Source organism: Enterobacter quasimori (genome assembly GCF_018597345.1).
In the GTDB taxonomy this organism is placed as follows: Bacteria; Pseudomonadota; Gammaproteobacteria; order Enterobacterales; family Enterobacteriaceae; genus Enterobacter; species Enterobacter mori.
This window is the reverse complement of sequence record NZ_JAHEVU010000002.1, coordinates 785,755-809,493: the sequence shown is the minus strand read 5'-3', so window position 1 is coordinate 809,493 and position 23,739 is coordinate 785,755. Positions and strand designations below refer to the sequence as shown.

The window sequence follows — 23,739 nt, the reverse complement described above, 5'->3', positions numbered from 1 at the left end:
ATTCGGACATCGCCTCGCGGCCCGTCAGTTTCCAGAACAGAAGCCCCTCCACCGGGAGCTGAACGGTAATTCGGTTGAGCATAATCTTTATTCCATCTGGCTTATGCGATTCAGAAACGCGGGTCGCATCAGTAACTGAGCGTCATCCTACGGATTCACCAGCCAGGTGCCCGGCTTGGCAATCTCCAGCGTCTGGCCACGCGTTCTTCCGTTGCCCTGCAGTTCAATCTTCGCCTCGCCGGCCGGCAGCTTGAGCGATGCATAGCCGTTGGCTCCCGGGCGCAGCGCCTTTGGCTCGCCGTTAACTTTCAGCGTTTCGCCGTCGAGGATGCGGATATAGACCAGCGCAACAGGGCTCGCGGCAGGCGGTGGCGTCTGTTGCGCCGTCGCCTGCTCGCTCACCTTCGCTGTTTCCGGCTTCACGTCTGGCGCGTTCGCGGCGGTTTCGGTCGAACGCGCCTCTGCCGGTGCCTGTGCAGCCTGCTCAGGCGTATCGTTACTACTGCTGAACAGCATCGCTCCGGCGACAACGCCCACCAGCACGCCCGCGGCAACCATGCCCGGGATCTTGTAGCGGCGCCAGTCGAGTGCCGAAGCTGGCTTCTCTTCCTCAACCGGAACCAGCATGGTGCCGGTTTTTTTGGCGGTCAGCACATCGTTGATACCGGCGACCGGCATCTCAATCAGCGCGGCGAACTCGTCGATGGACTGCGGACGGTCCTCCATGTGCAGCGCCAGCGCGCGGTCAATGGCCTGCAGCAGCGGAATGGAATAGCCCTGCGGCATGATTTCCACCAGCGGTTTGCAGGTATCCTGAATAGAGCGCACCACGCTGACCGGCGGCGGAGAACCCACAATCAGGGTACGCAGCACCGCGCCGAGGGCGTAAATATCCGTCCACGGGCCCTGCTCGCTTTCGTTGTCGTCGGTGTACTGCTCAATCGGCGCAAAGCCCGGACGCAGCATGGTTTCCGTTTCGTCGGAGAGGTTACCGATGGTGCGTCGCGCGGAGCCGAAATCGAGCAGCACCGGCAGGCCGTTATCCTGGATCTGGATGTTATCCAGAGAGATGTCGCGGTGCAGGTAGCCTTCGTCGTGGATGGTCTTGATCGCGCCGAACAGCATCGGCAGCGTGCGGCGGATCCAGGCTTCGTTGATCAGCTCCGGCTTTTCTTCCCGCAGGCGCGACAGCGTGGTGCCGCTGTAAAACAGCGTCCCCATGTAGGCCGTGTCGTTTTGCACCCAGAAGCGCAGGACGTGCAGCAGGTTCGGGTGGTTAAAGCGCGCCAGCAGACGCGCTTCCTGAATGAAGCTGTTCAGCCCCGCGGAGAACGCTTTGCCAAAGCGCTCGCTGCGCAGCACCAGGGTCATGTCGTCGCCGCGCACGGCCAGCGAGGAAGGCATAAATTCTTTGATAGCGATAGTGCGTTCGAGCTGGTGATCCCACGCGCGATAGACAATGCCAAAACCGCCGCCGCCGATCACCTCTTTGATTTCAAACTCGTTGAAGCGGTACCCGACCGGGAGCGCGTTTGGGACAGTCCGATTGTTATCATTATCCGTCATCTTTTACAGTTCTCTTGATGATTATTACGCGGCAAACTGACAGTGAAACTCGCCCTGCTCGCAGGTGACATGCAGACGTCGGTACTGTTCGTCGCTGCGGCTGGCGGTAAGTAAGATCTGGCTCATCTGAGGCAGCAGAGTGTTGGTCAGAATAGCGTCCACCATGCGGCCGCCGGACTCCACCTCGGTACAGCGCTGAACGATTTGTTCCACCACGCTGTCGTCAAACTCAGAAATGATGCTGTGATTCTCTTCCAGACGACGCTGAATGCGCCTGAGCTGCAGGCGAACAATCTGCCCCAGCATCTCGTCGCTGAGCGGGTAGTACGGCACCACCAGCAGGCGGCCCAGCAGCGCGGGCGGGAACACCTCCAGCAGCGGCTGGCGCAGCGCGCCGCTTAACGCGTCCGGCTCCGGCATCAACTCCGGATCGGCGCACATGGCGCTAATCAGCTCGGTGCCGACGTTGGACGTCAGAATAATAATGGTGTTGCGGAAATCAATGTGGCGCCCCTCGCCGTCCTCCATCCAGCCTTTATCAAAGACCTGGAAGAAGATTTCGTGGACGTCCGGGTGCGCTTTTTCAATTTCGTCCAGCAGCACCACGCTGTACGGGCGACGGCGCACGGCCTCGGTCAACACGCCGCCTTCACCATACCCGACGTATCCCGGAGGCGCACCTTTTAAGGTGGAGACGGTGTGCGCTTCCTGGAACTCGCTCATGTTGATGGTGATGACGTTCTGCTCGCCGCCGTACAGAGATTCGGCGAGCGCCAGCGCGGTTTCGGTTTTACCGACGCCGGACGGGCCGCACAGCATAAAGACGCCCACCGGTTTGTTCGGATCGTCGAGCTTCGCCCGGGAGGTTTTCACGCGGCGGGCAATCAGATCCAGACCGTGACGCTGGCCGATAACGCGCTGGTTCAGCGTGTCGGCAAGTTTGAGCACCGCGTCGATCTCGTTTTTCACCATCCGGCCCAGCGGGATCCCGGTCCAGTCAGAGACCACCGCGGCAACCACGTTTTCATCCACCGCCGCAAACAGCAGCGGTTCATCACCCTGTAAGGCGTTCAGCGCCTGCTGCTGTTCCGTCAGCTTGCCGCGCAGCTCAGCGGTATCTTCTTCGCCCGCCGCGAACAGCGCGGCGCGCAGGCGGATAATCTCCTGCACCAGGCTGCGCTCTTCTTCCCAGCGCCGGGACAGGGCTTCGCGTTTTGTCTCATACGCGTCGCGTTCGGCGCGTAACGTTGCTACGCGCTCAGCGTCACCGGCACCGACGCGCGCCTCGCGTTCTGCGATCTCAATTTCCACGTCCAGCGCGGCAATATGGCGCAGGCAGTCTTCCAGCTGCGCCGGTGGCGCGCTCTGGCTGACCGCCACGCGGGCGCAGGCGGTGTCGAGCAGCGCAACGGCTTTGTCCGGCAGCTGACGCGCCGGAATGTAGCGATGCGACAGCTTCACCGCCGCGCTGACCGCTTCGTCAAGCAGCAGAACCTGGTGGTGCGTCTCCAGCGGCGACACGGTGCTGCGCAGCATCAGAATGGCTTTCGCTTCGTCCGGCTCGTGTACCTGCACCGTCTGGAAACGACGGGTCAGCGCCGGGTCTTTCTCAATGTACTTTTTGTATTCTGCCCAGGTGGTGGCGCCGATGGTGCGCAGCTGGCCGCGCGCCAGCGCGGGCTTCAGCAGGTTCGCCGCATCGCCGGTCCCCTGCTGGCCGCCTGCGCCAATCAGGGTGTGGATCTCATCGATGAACAGAATAATCGGCGTGGCGCTGGACTGGACTTCGTTAATGAGCGCCTGCAGCCGGGCTTCAAACTCGCCTTTCATGCCTGCACCAGCCTGCAGCATGCCGATATCCAGCAGCCACAGCTGAATGTTCTGCAGCGGCTCCGGCACGTCGCCGTCGGCGATACGCAGCGCCAGCCCTTCCACCACCGCCGTTTTGCCGACCCCGGCTTCCCCGGTCAGCAGCGGGTTGTTCTGGCGACGACGCATCAGGATATCGACCATCTGGCGGATCTCCTCGTCGCGCCCGACAACCGGGTCAATCTTACCGTCGCGGGCGCGGGCGGTCAGGTCCTGACCGTACTGGGCCAGCGTCCCCTGAGCAGCCGGTACTGCACCCGCCGGTGCATCGACGGCGGCAGCGGCCTGCTGCGTCTCTTTACTGTTGGCGCAAATAGCGTCGAACTGCTCAATCAGCACCTCGACGTTAAGGCGGGTAAACTGCGACGAAATGCTTTTCAGCACGTTGGCCAGATTCCAGGTTTTCAGCATGCCGATCAGCAAATGGCCGCCGCGAATGCGGCTGACGCCAAACTTCAGCGAGCCGAAGACCCAGGCGCGCTCCACGGCGCTGTCGATATGCTCGGAGAGATCGGAAACGGAACTCGCCCCGCGCGGAAGCACATCCAGCGCGGCAACGATATCGCGCGTCAGCTGCTGCTCGTCGAGGGCAAAGTGGCGGATGACCTGCTGCAGATCGCCATCCTGCTGCTGCATCAGCTGATGCAGCCAGTGCACCAGCTCAACATAGGGGTTGCCGCGCAGCTTGCAGAACGCAGTGGCGCTTTCCAGAGAGGTAAATAACAGCGTATCCAGTTTGCCGAAAAGCACGGCACGGCTAATTTCTGACATGTTAGTTTCCATTAACAATGATTCGGTATACGGAAGGATTACCGCTCTGCGCGATACACCAGATCGCCGCGCGGGACAGGCTGCGGCTGAAGGCCCAGCCAGGTGTTATAGCCTAATCGCCCGGCACCGCCGAGCGTGGTGCCCTGCACCGCGTCTTCGCGCAGGATCACCCGCGTTTCCCATTCAAACTCCACCCCGGCGTACTGACGCACCCAGTCGCGCAGCTCGGTGACCCACGCTTCACCCGGCAGAAAGCGGCTGTACTCCTCCGCGCTCAGCGGGCCAATCTCGATTCGAAACTTATGCTGCACGTCGCGGACGGCGACGCCGAGAAAGGCGGACTCACCCATGCGCGGCATGCGGCGTCCTGCTCCCAGCTGCGCCTGCTCGCGCGTGGAGAGCGGCATCCACTGGGGCACGTTGCTGACCAGCTTAACCGGCGCCTTAAAATAGCTGCGCAGGATCTTCTCCAGCCCCTCCGGATCCCGTCCGTGACGGGTCAGGTGCCCGGCGTGGGTAAAGCGCGCGTGCGAGCTCAGGCTGCCTTTGTCCATCTGACCCGGCTGGCCCATACCAATCAGCGACGCCAGGTAGCCCTCAAAGCGCCTGTTATCGGCGCGGTCCAGCGAAACGGTGGGCTGGGCATCCGCCCAGGCGCGGTAAAACAGCAGCGCAAGGCGGTGGTGGAACAGATCGGCAAACGCGCTCAGGCTGGTGTCCTGATGATGATAAATACGCTCGCGGGCGTACTCGGTCATGTGGACCGGCAGCGGGCCGTTCGGGCCAAACAGGCCGAAGCTGAGGATAGACACCTCATGCAGCCCGCCGTCCTCCCGCTGACGCACCTGGGCCAGCGTCGACGGGGCAAAACTCATCGACGGCTGCTGGCCGATGCGCAGCGGTTCAAATTTCGGCAGCGGCGCGCGGCCCAGCGGGTAGCGCTCGCCGCCCTGGGCATCAATGCGCCTTAACAGCTGAAACAGATCGTAGCGCCAGGGCGTCTCGCGGACCCCGTGCCAGAACGCATCCGGCAGCTTCGTCAGGCGATGCACGCGCAGCGGTGCAGCGGTGTCACTCATATCAGCGCCCTTTTACCCATGCGCGGCGCCCAGTAGCCAATCTCGCCGCGCTGCTGACTTTTCAGGGTGAACTCCGTAAAGCTGTTGATCGACACCAGACGGGCAAAGAGACGCTCAATCACGCTGCCGAAGAGCCACGGACTGGCGCCGGAAAAGGCTCTCTCATCCACCGTCAGGGTAATGCCGATCCCGCGGGCGAAAACGACCGGGCCGGGTTCAGGCACGCGGCGGTGAACCGGCTCCAGCACGCAGTGACGAACGCCTTCCACCTGACGCGCCACGGGCGTTTCTGCCAGGTTGGCGTACAGCCCTAACAGCTGTCGCAGCGCGGCTGCGCCCTCTTCGTTTTCGCTGTCCATCAGGCTGAGGTAGTTCATCTGCAGCTGGCTGATGAGCCGCCAGGTGCTGAACCCTTCGGCCAGCGCCGGACGCGGCGGCGTCGGGCCTTTACGCAGCGTGAGGGATTTCACCGGCATGGAATCGGCCATAATGAACTGCCCGAGCTCCTGCTGCAGCATCAGCGGCAGATCGCGGCTGGTGCAGAGCACCTCGGCAGAGATATAGCGCAGGTTTTCCTGCCAGGGGGCGTGCTGTTCATCCACCAGCGAGACAAAGACCTCCGAGCCGATATAGCCGGTGCGGGTGCCGTAGCGCAGGGCGTGTTCGGACAGCACGCGCTGTTCGCGGCGCAGGGAAAAATAGGCCCCGTAGTTGCCCGCATCGCCGCTCCAGGTGCTCCAGAACGGACGAAACGTCTGGTCATCACGCTGACCGTCCGCGCTGCCATAGATTTTTTTGACCGCGTAAATTTCATAATCCAGCGGACGGATGTTATCCACCACCAGATGGTATTCATGCTGGCCTTCATTCAGCTTCTGACGCGCCGCGACCTTTGGGAACAGATTGATGACCGGCGTGCAGTGCAGCGCCAGGTGGCTGGCATCGACCACGCGCTCCAGCTGTTCATCCGACTTGTCCAGCAGAATAAAGATATCGAAGGCTTTTTCGTCTTCACAGCGCTGGATGAGCTTGCTCAGGCCGCAGAGGCTAATGAAGCGGAAACGGGCCGGAAAGGCGAAATACTCCTGCAGCAGGCGATAGCCGTCAAAGTTGCGCAGATCGTCCGGAAGCAGCGCCTGGTCAGGCTCAAAGCCCTCCTGGCGCAGCGCATCCGACGCCAGCAGCTGTCGCTGCGGCTGCGGGCCGACCGTCTGACAGACGATCCCGACGTGGTGCTCCATCACCAGCTCCAGCAGCTTCAGCGCTTCAATGTCCGGACCGCCGAGGAAAAATTCCAGACGGTCGAAATCCAGGTGCCCGAGGTTTTGCGGGCCGTCGCAGGCGATGCGGATCCGCAGAGCGCTGCCGATCCCCCGCTGGCTCAGCCCCAGCTGCGCGAGCGGCAGATCGGCGGGCACGCCGCCCAGCTCGACCTTGTCGATTTTCAGCGGCAGCAGGTTGACCTCGTGCGCCGTGGTATAGCTGCATGTCACGCCGGTTTTTTTCAGCGCCAGGCTGTCCATCATGGTACCGCGCGGCACAATGAAGCCCTTGCTCAGGTCACCCCGGCTGCTGTCGGGCTCAATCTCCGCGATCGCCATCGACGGGGTGGGCGCAAGATAGTTCGGCGCAATCATCTCCAGCAGACGCTGGGAGAAGCGCGGAAACTCCGCGTCCATTTTCATCTGCACGCGGGAGGTCAGGAAGGCGAAGCCCTCCATCAGACGTTCGGTATACGGGTCCGCCACCTCGATGCCGCGCATGCCCAGCCGCCCGGCGACCTTAGGGTAGCGTTCGGCAAACTCGGCCCCCATTTCGCGCAGGTAGGCCAGCTCGCGGTTGTAGTATTCGAGCAGTTTACTTTCCATGATTACCCCGCATCTTTCAGTTCAAAATGGCCGTTTTCCAGATCGACATCGGTACGAAACAGAAATTCCAGCGGGTACGGCACGCACCATAAACGCCCTTTGATCTCGATGGAGAGCACGTTGTGCAGATCCAGCGAGGAGGTATCCGACACGCAGCGGACCTGCAGCCCCTGCGGCAAAATTCGCGGTTCAAAATGGATGATGGCCTCGGTGAGCTTGCGCTGAATATCGTGCCATTCGATGTCCGACATTCTTTTCCCGGCCAGCGGTGCGACGCCGAAGTTAACCACCGAGCGGTTCACGTGCGGCAAGGCGCTCAAATCACCGGAGGCATCGTGGTTGATGGTGTTAAACAGCCACTGCAGATCGCGCAGCACGTTGCGGCGCAGGGCGGCGTGGGTGATCAGATTGCTGTTGGCCGACTCGCGCTTTTTTTCCGGGTCGTTATCGGTGAGGCGATCCAGCAGCGAGGGCTGCATTTTGTCGCGCGCCCCCACCTTCTCCTGCTTGCTGCGTGCCTGCCAGCCGCTGCGCAGCAGATCGCCTTCGCCAGCGGGATTACTCATCGGCTCCATCCGTCGCAAACGTCACGAGGTTCAGGGAGAGCAGCGGATATTCGCTTTGTTCGCTCAGCCAGGCTTTCTGGCCCTGGCCTTCATACAGCGTGCCGTCAGCGTCGAGCGTCAACCATTCGGTGGTGCGCCCGAGCATGACGGAATCCGAAGCGTCTTCAGCAAACGGATAGCGCGCCGGGATCTGACACACCTGCTCCGTACCGTCGGTCAGGCGCACCAGGGCGTGACGCCAGACCAGATCGGTCACGCTGGCGGGCACCTGGAAACGGATCTCGGCGATAGCGCTAAACGGCAGCCAGAAATAGCGGCCGTTGACGATGGTTTCGCATACCGGGCCGAGGCGGGCGTCGCCGTCCATCAGCCAGCCAAACGCCTGCGTTTCATCGTTTTCGAGAGTGATATAGCCAGGGTTTGCCTGCGCCCTCTCGAGGGCGTCCAGGCGCAGCGCACTGGCGCACTCGCCCTCCTCGCTCAGCGCCGCCGCAAGGGTGGTCAGCCACGGCCACTGGGTTTCAGGCATGGCCGGACGCGCCTGTCCCGCCATCACCTGCGCGCGCTGCAGCTCGCCCTGAATGGACTGCTCCAGCAGCGTGACGGTGGGTTTCGCCTGCGACTTCAGCGCCAGCCAGCTTTTCAGCTGGGTCAGGGCGCGCGTCCAGTTGCCGCTGAGGATCAGAAACTGCACAAACGCGGCGCGGAGATCGGCATCCGCCGGACGGACTTTGATATCGGCTTCCAGACGACGCAGCGCATCGCTGAGCGGCTCACCCGCCAGGTGTTGATAGAGCGTATTCATCGCCACTCCTTAGTTTGCCGCGCGCCATGCGCCCACTGCCGGATCGCGCAGCTGAGGACGCAGGGTGTCAATCAGGACAATATTTAGCGAGGTACCCGGTGCCACCCACGCGCCCCAGGTCTGTTTGGCTTCGGCAATACGCGCCTGCAGTTTGGCGTCATCGCTGGCGATCTCGCGGGAAATCTCTACCGCCACCGTGCCGTTGCTTTTCCAGCCGTTCAGGGCGTTGTCGTAAGGCAGGATCATCCAGCTTTGATCGCTGTTCTGCGTGCTGAACACCATGCGTTCTTTGTTGACGGAGGTGATCAGGGCGTTTTCAGGATCGGCGCTTTTGTTGAGGCCCATGACCGGAAAGCCGTGAATGTAGGTCACCGCCATCTCTTTCTGCTCGCCGTTGCGGGTCTGAGAGATAACGGTATGGCCGCTCAGCCAGCTGCCGTTGCCGCAGCGGGTGGTGTCGGTGTCCGGGATGAACAGTGCCGGTGCGGAGGCTCCGCCTTCCCAGAACGTACGCAGATGGCAGCCGTCCTGAAGGGTAAACTCCTGCCACGGCGTGCGGTCAGCAGCCACGGTGCGGGCTTCAGCGTTCTGATCCGGCGGCAGCAGCGCGCCGCTGGCGGCGGTACTGGCGGGAGCCGCCTGCTGCTGTTTCACCACCAGCGCCCAATCCTGCGCTTTCCCTGCGCTACCCTCAGCCAGCGTGACGCCCGCCGGATCGTTAAGCGTCCAGCTGAGTGTATTCACTTTGCTGCACTGGTGTTCCAGCAGTGAGCCAAGACGCGGCACAAAGTTTTCCAGTACGGAGACGTCTTTCTTGCCGTTTGCCACAATACGCAGCGCCACTTCAGGCTTACACCAGCTCTGCGGCGTGTTGTCTTTGATGTTGTCGATCCAGATATCCAGCTTCTGCGCAGGGGACTGCACGATGCGGAAATTCTCAGCCTGCGCGGTGGAGGTCACCGCCAGAAGTGCCAAACCCGATAGCCAAAGTTTCATATCGTTCCTTGTGTGTCTAATCAGTTCCGCAGGGAAGAAATTGCGCTGCGTCAGAGAGCGTATGCAGCAAAGTGGTGTCCTGAGGGTCGCCCATCCATACCGCCAGGGCCGTATAGTTGTCCTGAGCATTCCCCTCCTGCTCGCCATTCTTTTGAATGATTTGGTTCATTAAGGTCAGCCACTCCTGCGGCGTATTGACCATATGCAGCGACTGCTTCATTTGTTCTTCGCTGACACCGTGCCAGAACCCGTCGGTGCAGAGTAAAAAGGCATCGCCGTCCTCAACCTGCACCACGTCGCTGTAGCTCGCTTCCGGCCCGCCGTTTTCAATCCCCAGCGCGAGGTACAGCAGGTTGCTGTTAAGCTCGTCGGTCTGATGCCCCGCATCCTTCATCTGCTGCACCAGGCTGTGGTCGGTGGTGACATGCCACAGCCATCCGCGGCGAAACAGATACAGGCGGCTGTCTCCGGCGTGCGCCCAGTAGGCCAGACGGTAATCCCGGTCAATGAACAGGCTCACCAGCGTGGTGCCCATTCGACGGTAATCCTGAACCGCCTGCTGTTCGCTGAGGATGGTGCGGTTCGCCGTTTGCACATAGTCGCGAATATGCTGCGCATTCAGGTGCTTGTCGCCATCAAAGCGGGAAATGATGCTGTTGCGGGCCAGCTCAGCGGCCACTTCACCGCCCGGCAAACCCGCGATGCCGTCACAGACGACGAAGCAGGCTGAACGTTCCCCTATGGTTTCTCCCGTCTGATCCTGGTTGCTGGCGCGCGTTCCCTGGCGGGAGAGAGAAGCCGTTGCGATATTCATTTGTCTTCCGATCCGCTCTGTGAGTCTTTGTACTGATTCACCTCCATGTCGTACGCATGAAGGAAGGCTTCGCCGAACAGGGTGTGGAAGTCGTCCTCAATTTCGCCCGCCGTCTCGCCATAGCTGCGCACAAAGTAATCCCACAGGGCGGCTTTGCGGCTGCCCGGCAGCGCCAGACGGGAGGTCATCCCGTTCTGCTTCGCCTGCTCTTCCAGCTGTTCCGGGTTAAAGGACTGCAGCATCGCGGCGATGATGGCGCGAATACCGGAGATCATCCCCAGCTGGTGCGCCTGCAGATCGATCAGCGCGTCGCGCACGGATTTGGTCGGTGGCATAAAGCCCGGCATCGGGGTGCCGAACATTTGGATCAAGACGGTTTTCCCGGTCGGCAGCAGCTTGAACGGGTTGTTGGCATCGTCCAGCACCATGGTCATATCGGCTTTCACGCCGCGCTTGAGGATGGAGCGCGAGGAAAGCAGCGCCACGGTACCCTGAGAGAACATGCCGAGGATCTGCCCCAGCTGACGCATATTCTCACGGTCAAACTGCGGGACGGGCTGCATTTCGCTCAGGCCCATGCCTTCCAGCAGCGCCTCCAGCAGCTCGCCCTGCAACACGTCTCCTTTCTCGCCGCTGTTCGCCGTAGCGGCTGGTGAGGCGGCGTTATTGACCGGGTCGATGCGCAGGCGGCCCTTCGGTGCCTGAGCGCTGCTGCGCGCAACGGCCTGCGGCGTCGGCATGGTGAAACCTGCGTAATCCGGTCGCGCGGGCTCTTCTTCAGCAGCACGCGGGGCCTCCTGCGGCTCAGGGGCGAACAGCGGAGAATCGGCCAGCGCGTTCTCTTCCTGCTCAGGCTCCGGCACGGGGACAGGCTTCTCGTTAGTAATGTCATCCGGATGGGTTAACGGCGCACCGCCCATCAGCCCGAGCGGGTCGTCATTGCGCGCGGCTGGCGCGCTGGCTTTACCGCCAAACAGGGCCAGCGGATCGAGCTCATCCGTTGCCTCTTCTTCTGGCTTAACGGGGTTCGTCTCGCCCGGCGGCACCAGCGTTGACGGGGTGACGTCGTCAAAAATACTCTCTTTTTTGAACAGCGCTTCATCGCTGAACAGCGTGTCCGGGTCAACGTTCTTACGCTCGAGCGTCGGATCGCTGTCGTTGAACATCGCCAGCGGATCTTCGGCGTTACGCTCTGGCGCAGCAGGCTGGGAGAACGGATCGTGCGATGCAGCAGGCTGCGGTTTTATACGGTTGCTGGAGATGCTGTCGGAGATGGAGAACTCCTGCATCAGGCTATCCCAGATCTCGGTTGGCACGGCGGTCGGCTCGCCCTTCCCGCGCGGTGCAGCATTCGCCGGTTTCGGCTGCGACGCTGGTGCTGGCGCGGCTGGACGAACCTGCTGCTGCATGCTGGCCGCCATGCGGCTCACCGGCTGCGTGTCGTGAATAATTTCAGCCACTTCGATGCGGTATTCATCAATACCCAGCACGTCTCCATCCTGCAGCTCGACCTGACGACCGCGTTCCAGTGGAATATCGTTCAATACCACGCGCGTAACGCTGCCACGGTTAGTGACGCGGCATTCGCCATTGGCGTCAACGTGAACAATGGCCTGCAGACGCGAGATGGTGCGGTCATTGTCCGGCAATACCAGATTGTTATCCGTACCGCGCCCAATGGTGCCGCCCGGGGCGTAAAAATCACAGCTGCTCTGCGGCGGCTGATGACCGGGTTTCGTAGAAATAATCGTGAATCGCATGGCGTATTCCTGCTGGTATGATTAGCGCTCAAACGCTGCCGCTCTCGGGGCGAGAACGGCGGCGTTTGGGGCCGGATTCCATTGCTTCTATTTTGCGGTTTTGAGCGGACGAATCGCGTCGCTGTTGGCGATTAAGCTGCACTTTAGAACCTGATATTGACCCGGTTCGGTGCCGCCTACTTTCTCTTTCAATAAAGAAACAATCACCTTGTCAGCTTTTTCAAAATTCTCAGCAGGCAGATCGCTTGCTTCGAGCCAGGCGGCAGCGCTGGCCTCTGCATCAGCTTTCAGAGCCTTGCTGTCTGCAATCTTGCCAATACAACGATTCTGCACCCAGTTTTCAAAAATTTGTTGTTGAGAAAATGCACTGACATCAGGCAGCGTTTGGGCATGAACAACAGAAGTAGTTAATGCAACCACGAGCAGCAGTAAACGTATCATTTCAGGCTCCAGAATGTTGCGTTGGTCGGAATAAACGAACCATTACCCGGTGAGCCCAGAAAATGGCAATCATCAGAGCAAATATTTCCATTCCAGAGTGTGACATGCCCGGTTGCGTCGCTCCAGCCGTGACCGGTAAAGATGATAATACCTTGCTTGCCAGCAAATTGGGCAGGCGTTGGGGAAGAGACTGACATATCTGCATTGCCCAGTACCGTGGGTAGAAATGCAATCATATCTTTAACGCGGAACATATAGCGCTTTTTATCGTTCCCGGTCACTGTTGCATATTTGCTATTAGAAGGGATCGGAATGCCACAGTAATTTAAAACGTAGCTCATACGAATTGGACAGGCATTTTTAAAAATACCGGCGTCGATATTATGCTGAACTTTTCCGCCCAACAAATTGCCAACCTGTTCTACGCTTACGTTCACTTCTCTAAATCTGTTCCAGGCGGCACCAAAGGCAGGACGCATTTGAGACATCTTGTTTCTCCTTGATAAGAAGCTCAGGTTAAAGTGAGCCCTTTCGGGCCCACTATTATTACGCTTCTTTGTTTTCTTTGATGTTCCAGCCAGCGCTGCTTTCAGCACCTTTACCACCGGCAGTGGTCTGCTCCCAGTACTGCTGTTTCACTTTCGCAGCCTGGAATGCGTAGGTCACACCAACGGTATCGCCGTTGTCTGCACCGGTGTACTGAACGGAAGTCACCAGAACGTCTTCCAGGGTGATGCGGGTGTATTCAACCTGCTGGCCGCCCGCTTTACAAACGGACAGTTCAACTTTAGTCAGGTGTTTACCGCTGGCGCAGTGTTTCAGGATAGCGGTAGTGGATTTGTCAATCAGCGCGTTAACGTGCAGGTCGTTAAAGTTAACTTTACCGGCACCGCCGCCACCGCCAACGCTCATATTACCCGGCTGGGAAGCGCCCCAGGAGAAGGAGGTAATATCAGTCCAGCCGGTGTGGTTAGAATCTTTTGATTCGCCCGTAACACCCTCGACCTTCAGAAACATATCAATAGCCATAATATCTACTCTTCGTGGATGAACAATATTGCTTTCGAAAAAGCACTTATATGGCAAACAGGAAAGCATGGGGCTGAATAAAACCGTCCATATTTTACCTCTGCCTCTAGCCTGACGAATTCGAACTTCGTTCAGACTCTTCAGAGTGCCTGCAATTGCAACCACCCTAAATTTTGTTAGTCACACTTCATGGTAACTAAGCGCTAGACAATCATTCACTGTATCATCTAGAATATTTTCAATCGTCTATCATTCATTTAAGGCAACATAACATGAAAAAAACATTGTTATTAATACTTACCATTGTACTTTTGATTATCGCAGTTTTCACAACTGCAGATCTTTTTCAATCAGCCTGGTATGTATTTTCATTAGAAAAAATCACTACAACTTCTGCAGGCTTACTTTTTGGGAAATTAGTTTTCCTGGTGGTCATCCTTTTGGTTCTTTACTTCTCGCTAAAGTTTTTACGTAAATCAAAGCCTTGACTTTAATTTTTCCGCAAAATAGTAAATAGCGATAGATGCAACTAAAAGAATGATTAATAGAGCTGCATTTATCGTTATTTCCAAGGTAGTCACCGACCAATCAAAAACAAAAATATAATAGCCAAGGGTTGAGAAGAAAAGCATAAATGAAACAATAAGCATGAGATAGACTATAACGTATTTTGATACTCTTTCAAACACGAGTAGCTCCTGCTAAAAATCGGCTAAAAATCTCTTTATCTATAGCACCATGACTCTGTTGGAAATTTATAGCTTCAATAAATGGCTTAACATTATCTTCAACGAGAAAATATAATAAATCCAAATCGCCCGCACCACGCAGCTCATAGTAAACATTTTTATTTAATTTTAACAGATCGTATGAGGTGTAAACGGAGCGAGAAATTGAAGCCCCTACACTTAACACACCAGTAAGTCCTGCAGAAACAAGAAATCTCGGAACAATTTTTGAAACGAATAGCGTAATTAGTTCATTTACGAAAACCATTTTAAAGGCTATACCACCTACTTGCGACCCACCCACTCTTAGGAGGAGTTCCTTAGATTGCTCCTCAGATAAACCAGACAGATAACGTTTGACCACTGTATTGATTAACCGACGCACATCTTCTGATGTAAGCCCTTTTTTGATTAGCGTTAATAACCTAATTTTGTCTGTTTCATTTCGCCACCGATGGTCTGTATCCAGAAAATCTTTGGTTAACATCCATAAGTCTTCTGGGATTGACATAAAACCATCGACCGCGCTGCGAGCGAAAATTTCTGCGCCACTCTGTTTACGCGTATCAAAAATCTTCAACATGCCATCTGCAATTTCTTTTGGTGAACTCGTTCCCAATATTGATTCCTCCTGAAGTTAATGAATGTCGATGGTTTTCTATATGAATTATGCCAATGTCGTTTACTTTGCCGGCCCAAGGGGCCGGCAATGGTCATCACGCGTCTTTCGTCTTCAGCGACGGCAGTTTAGAAACCAGACGCAGGGAAACGGTCAGACCTTCCAGCTGGTAGTGCGGACGCAGGAAGAACTTCGCGGCGTAGTAGCCCGGGTTGTCCTCAATCTCCTGCACCTGTACTTCCGCAGCCGCCAGCGGTTTGCGGGACTTGGTCTCCTGGGAGGAGTTCGCCGGGTCACCGTCGACGTAGTTCATGACCCAGTCGTTCAGCCAGCGTTCCATCTCTTCACGCTCGCGGAAGGAGCCGATTTTGTCGCGCACGATGCACTTCAGGTAGTGGGCGAAGCGGCAGCAGGCGAACAGGTACGGCAGACGAGACGCCAGACGCGCATTGGCGGTGGCATCCGGATCGTGGTATTCGGCCGGTTTCTGCAGGGACTGTGCGCCGATGAAGGCGGCGAAGTCGGAGTTTTTGCGGTGAACCAGCGGCATAAAGCCGTTTTTCGCCAGCTCGGCTTCACGACGATCGCTGATGGCGATCTCGGTCGGGCACTTCATGTCCACGCCGCCGTCATCGCTCGGGAAGGTGTGGCACGGCAGGTTTTCCACCGCCCCGCCGGACTCCACGCCGCGAATCGAGGTGCACCAGCCGTACTCTTTAAAGGAGCGGTTGATGTTGGCGGCCATCGCATAGGCGGCGTTCGCCCAGGAGTAGCTATTGTGGTTCGCGCCGTCGGTCTGCTCTTCAAAGTCAAAGCTGTCGACCGGGTTGGTGCGAATGCCGTACGGCAGGCGCGACAGGAAGCGCGGCATCACCAGGCCCAGATAGCGGGCATCTTCGGATTCACGCAGCGAACGCCAGGCCGCGTATTCGGTGTTCTGGAAGATCTTGGTCAGGTCGCGCGGGTTAGCCAGCTCCTGCCAGGACTCCATCTGCATCACGCCCGGTGCGGTACCGGTGATAAACGGACAGTGCGCCGCAGAGCCGATGCGCGCCATTTCACCCAGCAGCTCAACGTCCTGCGGGCTGTGGTCGAAGTAGTAGTCCCCGACGATGCAGCCAAACGGCTCGCCGCCGAACTGACCGTACTCCTGCTCGTAGATCTTCTTGAAGATCGGGCTCTGGTCCCAGCCCACGCCCTTGTAGCGCTTCAGGGTGCGGCCCAGCTCCTGCTTGGAGATGCTCATAAAGCGGATCTTCAGCATCTCGTCAGTTTCAGTGTTGTTCACCAGGTAGCTCAGACCGCGCCAGGCGCTCTCCAGCTTCTGAAACTCGTCGTGGTGAATGATCTGATTCACCTGCTGCGACAGCTGCTCGTCGATACCGGCAATCAGGTTCTGAATGGTACGGTAGGTATCGTTCGAGAAGGTGACGGTATTTTCCAGCGCCTGCTGCGCCAGGGTTTTGACCGCGCTTTCTACGGCGGAGCGCGCCTGATCGGTTTTCGGGCGGAACTCTTTGTTCAGCAGCGCGCTGAACTCATCCTGGCTGAACGCCTGACCCGCCTGCTGCTCGTGTTGTTGAGTCTGGTTGCTCATCGATTATTCCTCGCTACCTTTCGCGCTTTCGTCATTTTTCGGCAACTGGCTCAGGGATTTGAGCAGCGTCGGATCCTGCAAAATTTTTGCGATCAGCTCTTCCGCACCGTTTTTGCCGTCCATGTAGGTCAGCAGGTTAGAGAGCTGGGTACGCGCTTCCAGCAGCTTGTTCAGCGGCTCAACCTTGCGGGCCACCGCATCCGGCAGGAAGTCGTCCATACTGTCGAAGGTCAGATCCACGTTAAGCTTACCTTCGCCGGTCAGGGTGTTGTCCACCTGGAACGCCACGCGCGGCTTCAGCGCCTTCATGCGTTCGTCAAAGTTGTCGATGTCGATTTCGAGGAATTTACGCTCGTCGACGGCAGGCAGGTTTTCTACCGGTTTACCGACCAGATCGGCCATGACGCCCATCACAAACGGCAGCTGAATTTTACGTTCTGCACCGTAGATCTCTACGTCGTACTCGATCTGGACGCGGGGAGCACGGTTACGTGCGATGAATTTCTGTCCACTGTTACTCATTGCCATGATGTTCTCCATCAAAGATGCGCGGTGAAGGTGAAACGGCAGGCTCCATGCCTGTCGTCATAATGCCAGGACGCGTTATTCGCGGCGTCCAAAGATGTTTTCCAGTTGGTTAACGCCGTCTGGCGCCAGGTCGCGAATAATGTCCATAAAGTTAAGTTCAGACAGCCGCTGCACCCGCTCAATCATCAGCGGTGCGGGATGGCTCGGTTCGTACTGCGCAAAATACTGCTTCGCTTTTTCCAGCATCAGTTGGGCGTCGGCGCGGCTGGTGACCTGCACGCTGCGCCAGTCGGTGACCTGCTGAACGGGCTGCGTTACCGCCGATTGCTGCTCAACCTGGGGTTCCGCCTGCGCCTCACGGTTCGGCAGCAGCTTGCTGATATCGGTCACCTGACAGGCGCTGGAAACCAGCCCCACGGTTTTCAGCAGCTGCTCCATCTCGGGCACGCCGCTTTCACCGAGATGCCCGGTGAGCAGCTCGCGAATCGCCAGCAGCCGTTCGTTAATGACGATAACCGCTGCGGTTCCCGGCTGGTCGCCGCGGGCCAGCTCGTCAATCAGCCGTGGACGGCCGCCGGGATAGTCCGGACACTCCGTCTTACTGCCGTCCAGCAGGGCCTGGGCATCCCGGAGCGAAATTTCATCGCCGTTCGAGCGCAGCAGCGAGGCGTTACGCACGGCGACGGTGAGGTCAGATTTATCGCTCAGCCCGGCGAGAGCGTTGATGCGGTAGAACGGATCGGTTTCGCCATACTCTTCCAGCAGCGGATAGAGTTGCTCCCAGTAACGGGTCAGGGCTTCCTGCACCAGTAACAGCCCGTCTGCATAGCCCGCCAGCCCGCGGCGACGCGTCCAGGCATGGGTTAACGCCAGCAGGACGCGAAGATCTTTGGTGCGGGTCAGCAGGCTGGTGGCGTATTTTTCTACCGTGTTCCAGTCAGCGGGCTCTGCGGGAATAATAGTGTCGCCAAACTGCTGTTCCGCTTTCCCAAGACTTGCCTGATTCATGGTCTGGAAGTCGGCGTCATATTCCAGGTTTTCGCCACAGGGCTTGTCGGGGCTTATCGGCGCGAGAAATTCTTCGATATTCATGAGATCCCTGCTTATTCAAACATAGGCGGATAAAGACCGTGACGACCCGGTCGGGCGCCACCTGCCGGATCGAACAGCAGCGTAAAGAGCTGCCCGGTAAAGTTGCCGCTGTGGACGTGCGTGTAGAGCGGGTAGCCGTCGCAGCGGTTCGTCCACCAGAAGCTGGTCTGACGCAGCGGGTCAAAACACTCTGCCGCCTGCGGCCAGCCCAGCGTGCTTTGGCCGTCATCGTCATAGCCAATCACGTCCAGAATGTCGGATCGCTTTTGTGGCTCAACGGGCTGCGGCGCCGGGATACTCATCAACGTCTCGTCAAGCTGTGAGGCGGAAAAACCGTTGCGCACCGCGTGCAGGCCCAGACGACCCAGCTGCTGGTACCAGCTTTCGGCCTGGCCGAGCAGACGCGATGACCATTCGGCGGGACTAAAGCTCAGCTGAATGCAGACCGGGTAGTGGCGACCCACGCTGTCGCGTCCCGGCAGCAGGCAGCCCATCTGGATCATCTGGCTGCCCAGCATGGGCGGAACGACAAAATTCCACACCGGGGCTTTCGTAAACTGGCGCTCACCGCTGCGCTGCTCTTCCTGTTGCCAGGCCAGCAGGCCGACCTGAAACCAGTGTGACCACTGGCGCTGAAGGGTGTCAGGAAAGCGACGCTGCAAAAAGTCACCGGCGCTGGGTAATTTGCCATACCAGCTGTAGCGGTTCATCGCAGGGGTATTCGTCATACGGCTGTCCTTGCGGTTATGGGCATGAGAAACGGGGAAGCTGGAACGGGTTGCGAATGCTGTTTGGCGCAAACTCCAGCGTGACCTGATGACCGTCGACGTTGAAGGTGGCCTGACGGCTCAGGCTACCCGCGCCAGGACTGGTCCGGGCCTTATCGAAAAAGCGGTTCAGCGCCCAGGATCCGTTAGTCACCAGAGATGCCGTACTGCCGTTTGCCAGTCCGAGCTGCATACGCACCTGGTTGGTGCCGCCGGGTCCCGGCCAGTTCATGATCTGCACCGCCTGGGGGCCGTGGCTGTAGCGCAGCAGCTGGCCATCAACGTCCAGCGTCAGGTTCAGAATGGTGTTATCCATCCGCACGGTGCGCACCGTGACCTTATAGGACGGCGTTGTCGCCCCGTTGGCAAAGAAGGCATCGCGGATTGACTGCGCCTGCTGGAACGGGCGCAGCAGCCCTTCGCTGCCCGGCAGGGTTTTACCGTCGATCCCCGGCATAAAGCGCCAGTTCGCCTGGGTGGTGTCGACTTTGTTGGTCAGGTTATCGCGGAAAAAGGTGTCCATCAGCCCGGTGCCGGGTGCAAACATGCGGGCGAGATCGTCAGGCGTCACTTCCATGCTGGCGCTGCGCACCAGCGGGTAGCGGCCGGCAATCGCCTGACGGCAGAAGCCACCCACTTCCACGTTAATGCGCTTACGCACGTTTTCCAGATCGCGTCGCTGGGTATCGCTGCTGGCACCCACGGCCATATTGCTGAACATGGTTTGCAGCCCGCCCGGCAGACGGCCCGCGCTGGCCTGCAGACGGCTAATTGCGTCGCCGCCCGGCGCAGGCATCCCGCTGTTGGCCGCATCCTGAACGGCGGTCAGGTAGCGATACAGCTCGTCCACCTGCTTGAGAAAATCGTCAAAGACAATGGTTTTTCCGCCTTTCTCCAGCGGCTGCGCCAGCTCAATCATCGGTGCATAGTGGTCAGTCACCAGCTGCTCCGGTGCCTGTACCGCTACCGCACCCTGCGCTGGTGCCGCATCGCTGTTACTGAACAGCGCCTGCAGCGTCCGGGTAGCGCGATTGCTCTGCTCTTCCGCTTTCCCGGCATCCGCTGGCGCAGGCGCATTGCGCGACAGCGTCAGCACCTGGCTCAGGTTCAGCACCAGACGGCGCAGGGGTGAGTTTGCCCCGGAGAGCAGGCGCGCGGTGTTGATACGCTGGGAGAGATCGGCACTGCCGTTGAGCTGGATGTCGGCGAGAAAGCGATCCCAGTTGGCGATAAAGTCGCGCATGTAAAGCTGGCGCACCGCGTTATCGATCTGCTGTTTATCTTCCTGGGCCGTGGTGGCACCTAATACCCAGGCGTCATCTTCATGCAGGGCGGTCGTCACGCTGTCGATTTGCCCGTTAAAGCTTTTCCAGTAGCCGTCAGGCGTATACAGACCCGGCACGCCTTCGCTGACCGGCTTGCCGCTTTTGCGGGAAAAAACCAGCTCGCTCTGCGGGCCGCCAAGATCGGAAAGCGAGACCGGCTTGAGGTTTTCGTCATGCTCCAGCAGGCGCTTCAGACGACCGTATACGCGAGTCGAGAGCGGCTGCTGGTTGATGAGCGTCCTTTCCCGCGCGACCAGGGATTCATCCAGCGCATAGGGTGACGCCTGAATTTTCGGTTCCAGCAGTTGGGTCAGATGCCATTCAAGCTGCTGAAGCTGCGCCTGAGTGACGTCCTGCGGCAGGTTGCGCTGCAGGTTGAGCATCACCCAGGAATGGAGGAATTTGCCGTCGTAGTGCTTCGGCTGATAGAGCATCTGGTAGGCTTTCAGCGCCTCGTAGCTGTATTCTACGTCGCTGCCGTTGTCGTTGCGCAGCCAGGTGGTGATGTGCATCGCCACGGCGGGGAGTAACATCTGATCCAGCGCTTTCTGATACAGAGACTGCGATGCATCGCTGACGTCATCCCCGCGATAAAGTCCCATACGGCGAGAGACGGGCGGGTCATTAACGTCAAAGGCACCGCTCTTCGGCAGATCGACCAGACCATTTAGCAGCGGCAGCAGCGCAAAGAGATCGCGCTGAGGTTGATTTTGCAGCGCCTTACTCTGCTGTTCCAGCACCGGCACTTTGGCGTCAACCTCTTCCAGATAGGCCTTGTTTTTGGCGTAACTGGTCAGCCACAGCCCGCCCAGAATCACCAGCAGGGCCAGCAGCGCCGCGTAACCAGACCAGATCACCGCCCGGTTGCGCAGCTCCCACCAGCGGTTTTCTCCGGCTATGCCCGCTTCCTGGAAAATGACGTTTTGCAGCAGATTCTTGATAAAGAAACTCTGGCCTTTCGCGCCCGGGATGGGGGCTTCTTTGCTGACGGAATCCCAGTTATCGCTTTCGGCACCTTCCGGCAGAGAGAGCGCGCGGTTGAGCTCGCCCATCACGCGGTCAAACGGCATGCCTTCCTGGGTACCGCTGGCAAAGTAAATGCCGCGCGGCGAGAATTCGGTTTCAAAGTTTGAACGGGCAAAGACAGTGCTCAGGTAATCCGCCAGCAGCGGGCGCAGCGCGGCGAACTCCTGCGGGAAAAGATAGGCTTCCGCACGGGTTTTACCGTCATGCTCCTTGAGCATGGTCTCCGGCAGACCGGCATCCAGGCGCTGCTGGAGCAGAGAAAACTCCTGCTGGAAGTTGCCCATCAGGTCGTAATCCGCGTGTTTGGTCTGCTCCCACGGTAGCGTAAAGCCCCAAATCTGGTCGCGCTGCGCTTTGTCGTAATCGGCGAACCAGGCGCGGAAGCCCTTGAGCAGGTCAGCCTTGGTCACCATCACGTACACCGGGAAGCGGATGCCCAGCTGCTCATGCAGCTCGGACAGACGCTGGCGCAGGTTCACCGCCTGCTGGCGGGACGCCTCGGCGGACTGCGTGAGCAGGTCGGAAATGCTGATGGTGATAATCACACCGTTGATCGGCTGGCGACGACGATATTTACGCAGCAGGTTGATGAACTCCAGCCATTCTCCTGCGTCCTGAACCTGTTCGCTCTCCTGCGTGGTATAACGTCCGGCGGTATCCAGCAGGACAGCCTCGTTGGTGAACCACCAGTCGCAGTTGCGCGTGCCGCCGATGCCCCGCAGCGCGGTTTTACCGAAGCGATCCGCCAGCGGGAATTGCAGCCCGGAGTTGGCCAGCGCGGTGGTTTTCCCGGAGCCCGGCGCGCCGATGATGACGTACCACGGCAGCTGATAGAGGTACTGCGTGCTGAAACGCTGCGTCCACTGCGCGCTGTGGCCCGCCTTACTGAAGTGGGCTTTTTTCAGCATCTGCGCGGCTTCGTCGAAACGACCTGCGAGGATCTGCTCCTCGTTATTCAGGCGTTTCTGCGGATCGGCCGCCTCCGCTTTAGTTGTGTTCTCGTTGAGCTTGTCCATCAGCTTGCGGTTCAGCCAGGCGTTATACAGCCGAGGCAGAATGTGGCTCTGGGCCCAGATCAGATATACCACCGCGATACTGATAACGCGGTTCTGTTCAGATTCAAGCGGACGGGTATCCACGATGGACAACAGCGGACCAATCATCCAGATCACCGCCGCGAGCGCCGTTACGCCGAGGAAGCTCCACAGAATGCGATTGGTCAGTATGGAAAGAAGAGTAGTCAGCATCCTTAGTTTCCTTGCGGCAATCCGTTCAGCTCAGCCTGCGTATTTTCAGGCGACACCAGCAGAGTAATTTCCACACGGCGGTTACGGGCGCGGTTTTCAGGCGTCGTGTTCGGCGCCACCGGGTTAATCTCGCCCCGCCCTTCCGCCTTCACGCGTTCAGGCTGCGAGAGGCTTCCCTGCAGCTGTTTTTGCACCGACCGGGCGCGTTCGAGAGAGAGTTCATAGTTGGAGGCAAAGCGCGCGCTGCGGATCGGCACGTTGTCGCTGTAGCCCACCACCAGAATTTTGCCGCTGACGTTATTCATCGCCTGCGCAATGCGGTTGATGACCGGCTCATAGCGGTCGCGCACCACCGTCGAGGCCGAGGCGAAGAGGCCGTCCCCTTTCAGGATCACCACGCTGCGATCCGCTTCATCCTTCACCGCCACCAGACCGGCATCGATCTCAGGCTTCAGGAAGCCGCGCAGGTTCAGTACCGCAGGCAGCTGGCGAGCGGGCTGCTGAATAGAGGTTTCCGGCAGCTGAGACTGATAAATCTTCGCCAGCACCGGGCTGGTGTTATCGCCGAGACGCCAGTTAAGCACGATATAAAACAGACAGGCGATAAACCCGACCAGCGCCACGCAGGCCCAGAGGGGGACCATCGGACGCCACAGCTTGCGCAGTACAGGACGATCTTCCGGGTGCACCGAGAGCGGCGGCGCGTAGCTGCCGCGCACGCTGCGGATCATCTGCCACAGTCGCTGTTTGATGGTTTCCAGCTGGGTGCGGCCATTATCCAGCACCCGATAGCGTCCCTCGAAGCCGAGCAGCAGGCAGTAGTTGATCATCTCCAGCAGCAGGATATGTTCACGCGGGTTCTGAGAGAGGCGCGCCAGCAGCTGGAAGAATTTTTCGCCGCCCCAGGTTTCATTATGAAACGTGACCAGCAGACCACTGCTGGACCAGACGCCGCTGCTGCCCCAGGGGGTGAGCGCGGCGGCTTCATCCAGCGCCGTACACAGGCAGTAGCGGGCACCGACGATCACTTCATACGGCAACCCTGCCTGCTGGCATCGCACTTCGAAACGGCGAATTTCGTCGATCAGACGCTGGCGCAACGCCACCTGATCGTCATGAGAAACCGAATGACGGATTTGTGGAATGGCGTTGAGCAGCGGGTTGGCAGCCGCCACCAGCTGATTATTGCCACTGGCTCCGGTAAACACAGCATCACTGCCGGTATCCTGTCGTTCCTGCATATTTA

Annotated in this window: 20 protein-coding genes; 1 reads left to right on the top strand and 19 read right to left on the bottom strand. The window is 58.8% G+C overall.

The features are described from left to right. Positions 1–147: 147 nt before the first annotated feature. The 12 genes from KK102_RS12120 to KK102_RS12065 form a co-directional block, all read right to left on the bottom strand. Positions 148–1,566 (bottom strand): serine/threonine protein kinase, encoded by a 1,419-nt coding sequence (locus KK102_RS12120; protein ID WP_216357671.1) that lies wholly within the window; start codon positions 1,564–1,566, stop codon positions 148–150. A 24-nt stretch (positions 1,567–1,590) separates the two neighbouring features. Continuing rightward, the gene (tssH, locus tag KK102_RS12115) at positions 1,591–4,206 is read right to left on the bottom strand and encodes a type VI secretion system ATPase TssH (RefSeq protein ID WP_216357670.1); all 2,616 of its coding nucleotides are present in this window, start codon (positions 4,204–4,206) and stop codon (positions 1,591–1,593) included. Between the two features lie 38 nt (positions 4,207–4,244). Further along, positions 4,245–5,285, bottom strand: coding sequence for a type VI secretion system baseplate subunit TssG (tssG, locus tag KK102_RS12110; protein ID WP_126545380.1), 1,041 nt, complete (start codon positions 5,283–5,285; stop codon positions 4,245–4,247). Continuing rightward, entirely contained in the window at positions 5,282–7,153 is a 1,872-nt protein-coding gene (tssF, locus tag KK102_RS12105) for a type VI secretion system baseplate subunit TssF (RefSeq protein WP_126545381.1), read from the bottom strand. Before tssF ends, tssG begins: the two co-directional genes overlap by 4 nt. Positions 7,154–7,155: 2 nt before the next feature. Further along, positions 7,156–7,719, bottom strand: a complete 564-nt coding sequence (gene tssE / locus KK102_RS12100; RefSeq protein WP_047744817.1) for a type VI secretion system baseplate subunit TssE — start codon at positions 7,717–7,719, stop codon at positions 7,156–7,158. Continuing rightward, a complete protein-coding gene (locus KK102_RS12095) occupies positions 7,712–8,524 on the bottom strand; it encodes a type VI secretion system accessory protein TagJ (protein ID WP_216357669.1) in 813 nt (270 codons plus the stop codon). Before KK102_RS12095 ends, tssE begins: the two co-directional genes overlap by 8 nt. 9 nt (positions 8,525–8,533) lie before the next feature. Next, the gene (locus tag KK102_RS12090) at positions 8,534–9,520 is read right to left on the bottom strand and encodes a hypothetical protein (RefSeq protein ID WP_216357668.1); all 987 of its coding nucleotides are present in this window, start codon (positions 9,518–9,520) and stop codon (positions 8,534–8,536) included. Positions 9,521–9,536: 16 nt separating this feature from the next. Beyond that, positions 9,537–10,334 carry a PP2C family protein-serine/threonine phosphatase gene (locus tag KK102_RS12085; RefSeq protein ID WP_216357667.1) on the bottom strand — a complete coding sequence of 266 codons (798 nt, stop codon included), beginning with the start codon at positions 10,332–10,334 and terminating at the stop codon, positions 9,537–9,539. Next, positions 10,331–12,094 (bottom strand): type VI secretion system-associated FHA domain protein TagH, encoded by a 1,764-nt coding sequence (gene tagH / locus KK102_RS12080; protein WP_216357666.1) that lies wholly within the window; start codon positions 12,092–12,094, stop codon positions 10,331–10,333. The genes KK102_RS12085 and tagH overlap by 4 nt, the downstream gene beginning before the upstream one ends. An 87-nt stretch (positions 12,095–12,181) precedes the next feature. Then, a complete protein-coding gene (locus KK102_RS12075) occupies positions 12,182–12,535 on the bottom strand; it encodes a T6SS amidase immunity protein Tai4 family protein (protein ID WP_126545385.1) in 354 nt (117 codons plus the stop codon). Next, complete coding sequence (locus KK102_RS12070; RefSeq protein ID WP_126545386.1) at positions 12,532–13,023, bottom strand: type VI secretion system amidase effector protein Tae4; 492 nt, start codon at positions 13,021–13,023, stop codon at positions 12,532–12,534. The genes KK102_RS12075 and KK102_RS12070 overlap by 4 nt, the downstream gene beginning before the upstream one ends. 58 nt (positions 13,024–13,081) lie before the next feature. Further along, positions 13,082–13,564, bottom strand: coding sequence for an Hcp family type VI secretion system effector (locus tag KK102_RS12065; RefSeq protein ID WP_014884229.1), 483 nt, complete (start codon positions 13,562–13,564; stop codon positions 13,082–13,084). Positions 13,565–13,836: 272 nt separating this feature from the next. Between KK102_RS12065 and KK102_RS12060 the strand changes: the two genes are divergently transcribed. Next, positions 13,837–14,052 (top strand): hypothetical protein, encoded by a 216-nt coding sequence (locus KK102_RS12060; RefSeq protein ID WP_126545387.1) that lies wholly within the window; start codon positions 13,837–13,839, stop codon positions 14,050–14,052. A 193-nt stretch (positions 14,053–14,245) separates the two neighbouring features. Here KK102_RS12060 and KK102_RS12055 read toward each other — a convergent pair whose 3' ends face one another. The 7 genes from KK102_RS12055 to KK102_RS12025 form a co-directional block, all read right to left on the bottom strand. After that, positions 14,246–14,911, bottom strand: a complete 666-nt coding sequence (locus tag KK102_RS12055; RefSeq protein WP_235843720.1) for a hypothetical protein — start codon at positions 14,909–14,911, stop codon at positions 14,246–14,248. 97 nt (positions 14,912–15,008) lie between these two features. Continuing rightward, positions 15,009–16,508 carry a type VI secretion system contractile sheath large subunit gene (gene tssC / locus KK102_RS12050; RefSeq protein WP_028018712.1) on the bottom strand — a complete coding sequence of 500 codons (1,500 nt, stop codon included), beginning with the start codon at positions 16,506–16,508 and terminating at the stop codon, positions 15,009–15,011. A gap of 3 nt (positions 16,509–16,511) precedes the next feature. Next, positions 16,512–17,036 carry a type VI secretion system contractile sheath small subunit gene (tssB, locus tag KK102_RS12045; RefSeq protein WP_008502644.1) on the bottom strand — a complete coding sequence of 175 codons (525 nt, stop codon included), beginning with the start codon at positions 17,034–17,036 and terminating at the stop codon, positions 16,512–16,514. A gap of 75 nt (positions 17,037–17,111) precedes the next feature. Then, positions 17,112–18,128 carry a type VI secretion system protein TssA gene (tssA, locus tag KK102_RS12040; RefSeq protein ID WP_216357665.1) on the bottom strand — a complete coding sequence of 339 codons (1,017 nt, stop codon included), beginning with the start codon at positions 18,126–18,128 and terminating at the stop codon, positions 17,112–17,114. An 11-nt stretch (positions 18,129–18,139) separates the two neighbouring features. Then, positions 18,140–18,856 (bottom strand): type VI secretion system-associated protein TagF, encoded by a 717-nt coding sequence (gene tagF / locus KK102_RS12035; RefSeq protein ID WP_126545389.1) that lies wholly within the window; start codon positions 18,854–18,856, stop codon positions 18,140–18,142. A gap of 16 nt (positions 18,857–18,872) precedes the next feature. Then, a complete protein-coding gene (gene tssM, locus KK102_RS12030; protein ID WP_216357664.1) occupies positions 18,873–22,493 on the bottom strand; it encodes a type VI secretion system membrane subunit TssM in 3,621 nt (1,206 codons plus the stop codon). Positions 22,494–22,495: 2 nt separating this feature from the next. Next, positions 22,496–23,734, bottom strand: a complete 1,239-nt coding sequence (locus tag KK102_RS12025; protein WP_089601490.1) for a DotU family type VI secretion system protein — start codon at positions 23,732–23,734, stop codon at positions 22,496–22,498. Between the last annotated feature and the right edge of the window lie 5 nt (positions 23,735–23,739).

Excerpts from the sequence above, each read along its gene's own strand:
- KK102_RS12120 (WP_216357671.1), bottom strand. The coding sequence starts at position 1,566 with ATGACGGATAATGATAACAATCGGACTGTCCCAAACGCGCTCCCGGTC.
- tssH (WP_216357670.1), bottom strand. The coding sequence starts at position 4,206 with ATGTCAGAAATTAGCCGTGCCGTGCTTTTCGGCAAACTGGATACGCTG.
- tssG (WP_126545380.1), bottom strand. The coding sequence starts at position 5,285 with ATGAGTGACACCGCTGCACCGCTGCGCGTGCATCGCCTGACGAAGCTG.
- tssF (WP_126545381.1), bottom strand. The coding sequence starts at position 7,153 with ATGGAAAGTAAACTGCTCGAATACTACAACCGCGAGCTGGCCTACCTG.
- tssE (WP_047744817.1), bottom strand. The coding sequence starts at position 7,719 with ATGAGTAATCCCGCTGGCGAAGGCGATCTGCTGCGCAGCGGCTGGCAG.
- KK102_RS12095 (WP_216357669.1), bottom strand. The coding sequence starts at position 8,524 with ATGAATACGCTCTATCAACACCTGGCGGGTGAGCCGCTCAGCGATGCG.
- KK102_RS12090 (WP_216357668.1), bottom strand. The coding sequence starts at position 9,520 with ATGAAACTTTGGCTATCGGGTTTGGCACTTCTGGCGGTGACCTCCACC.
- KK102_RS12085 (WP_216357667.1), bottom strand. The coding sequence starts at position 10,334 with ATGAATATCGCAACGGCTTCTCTCTCCCGCCAGGGAACGCGCGCCAGC.
- tagH (WP_216357666.1), bottom strand. The coding sequence starts at position 12,094 with ATGCGATTCACGATTATTTCTACGAAACCCGGTCATCAGCCGCCGCAG.
- KK102_RS12075 (WP_126545385.1), bottom strand. The coding sequence starts at position 12,535 with ATGATACGTTTACTGCTGCTCGTGGTTGCATTAACTACTTCTGTTGTT.
- KK102_RS12070 (WP_126545386.1), bottom strand. The coding sequence starts at position 13,023 with ATGTCTCAAATGCGTCCTGCCTTTGGTGCCGCCTGGAACAGATTTAGA.
- KK102_RS12065 (WP_014884229.1), bottom strand. The coding sequence starts at position 13,564 with ATGGCTATTGATATGTTTCTGAAGGTCGAGGGTGTTACGGGCGAATCA.
- KK102_RS12060 (WP_126545387.1), top strand. The coding sequence starts at position 13,837 with ATGAAAAAAACATTGTTATTAATACTTACCATTGTACTTTTGATTATC.
- tssC (WP_028018712.1), bottom strand. The coding sequence starts at position 16,508 with ATGAGCAACCAGACTCAACAACACGAGCAGCAGGCGGGTCAGGCGTTC.
- tssB (WP_008502644.1), bottom strand. The coding sequence starts at position 17,036 with ATGGCAATGAGTAACAGTGGACAGAAATTCATCGCACGTAACCGTGCT.
- tssA (WP_216357665.1), bottom strand. The coding sequence starts at position 18,128 with ATGAATATCGAAGAATTTCTCGCGCCGATAAGCCCCGACAAGCCCTGT.
- tagF (WP_126545389.1), bottom strand. The coding sequence starts at position 18,856 with ATGACGAATACCCCTGCGATGAACCGCTACAGCTGGTATGGCAAATTA.
- tssM (WP_216357664.1), bottom strand. The coding sequence starts at position 22,493 with ATGCTGACTACTCTTCTTTCCATACTGACCAATCGCATTCTGTGGAGC.
- KK102_RS12025 (WP_089601490.1), bottom strand. The coding sequence starts at position 23,734 with ATGCAGGAACGACAGGATACCGGCAGTGATGCTGTGTTTACCGGAGCC.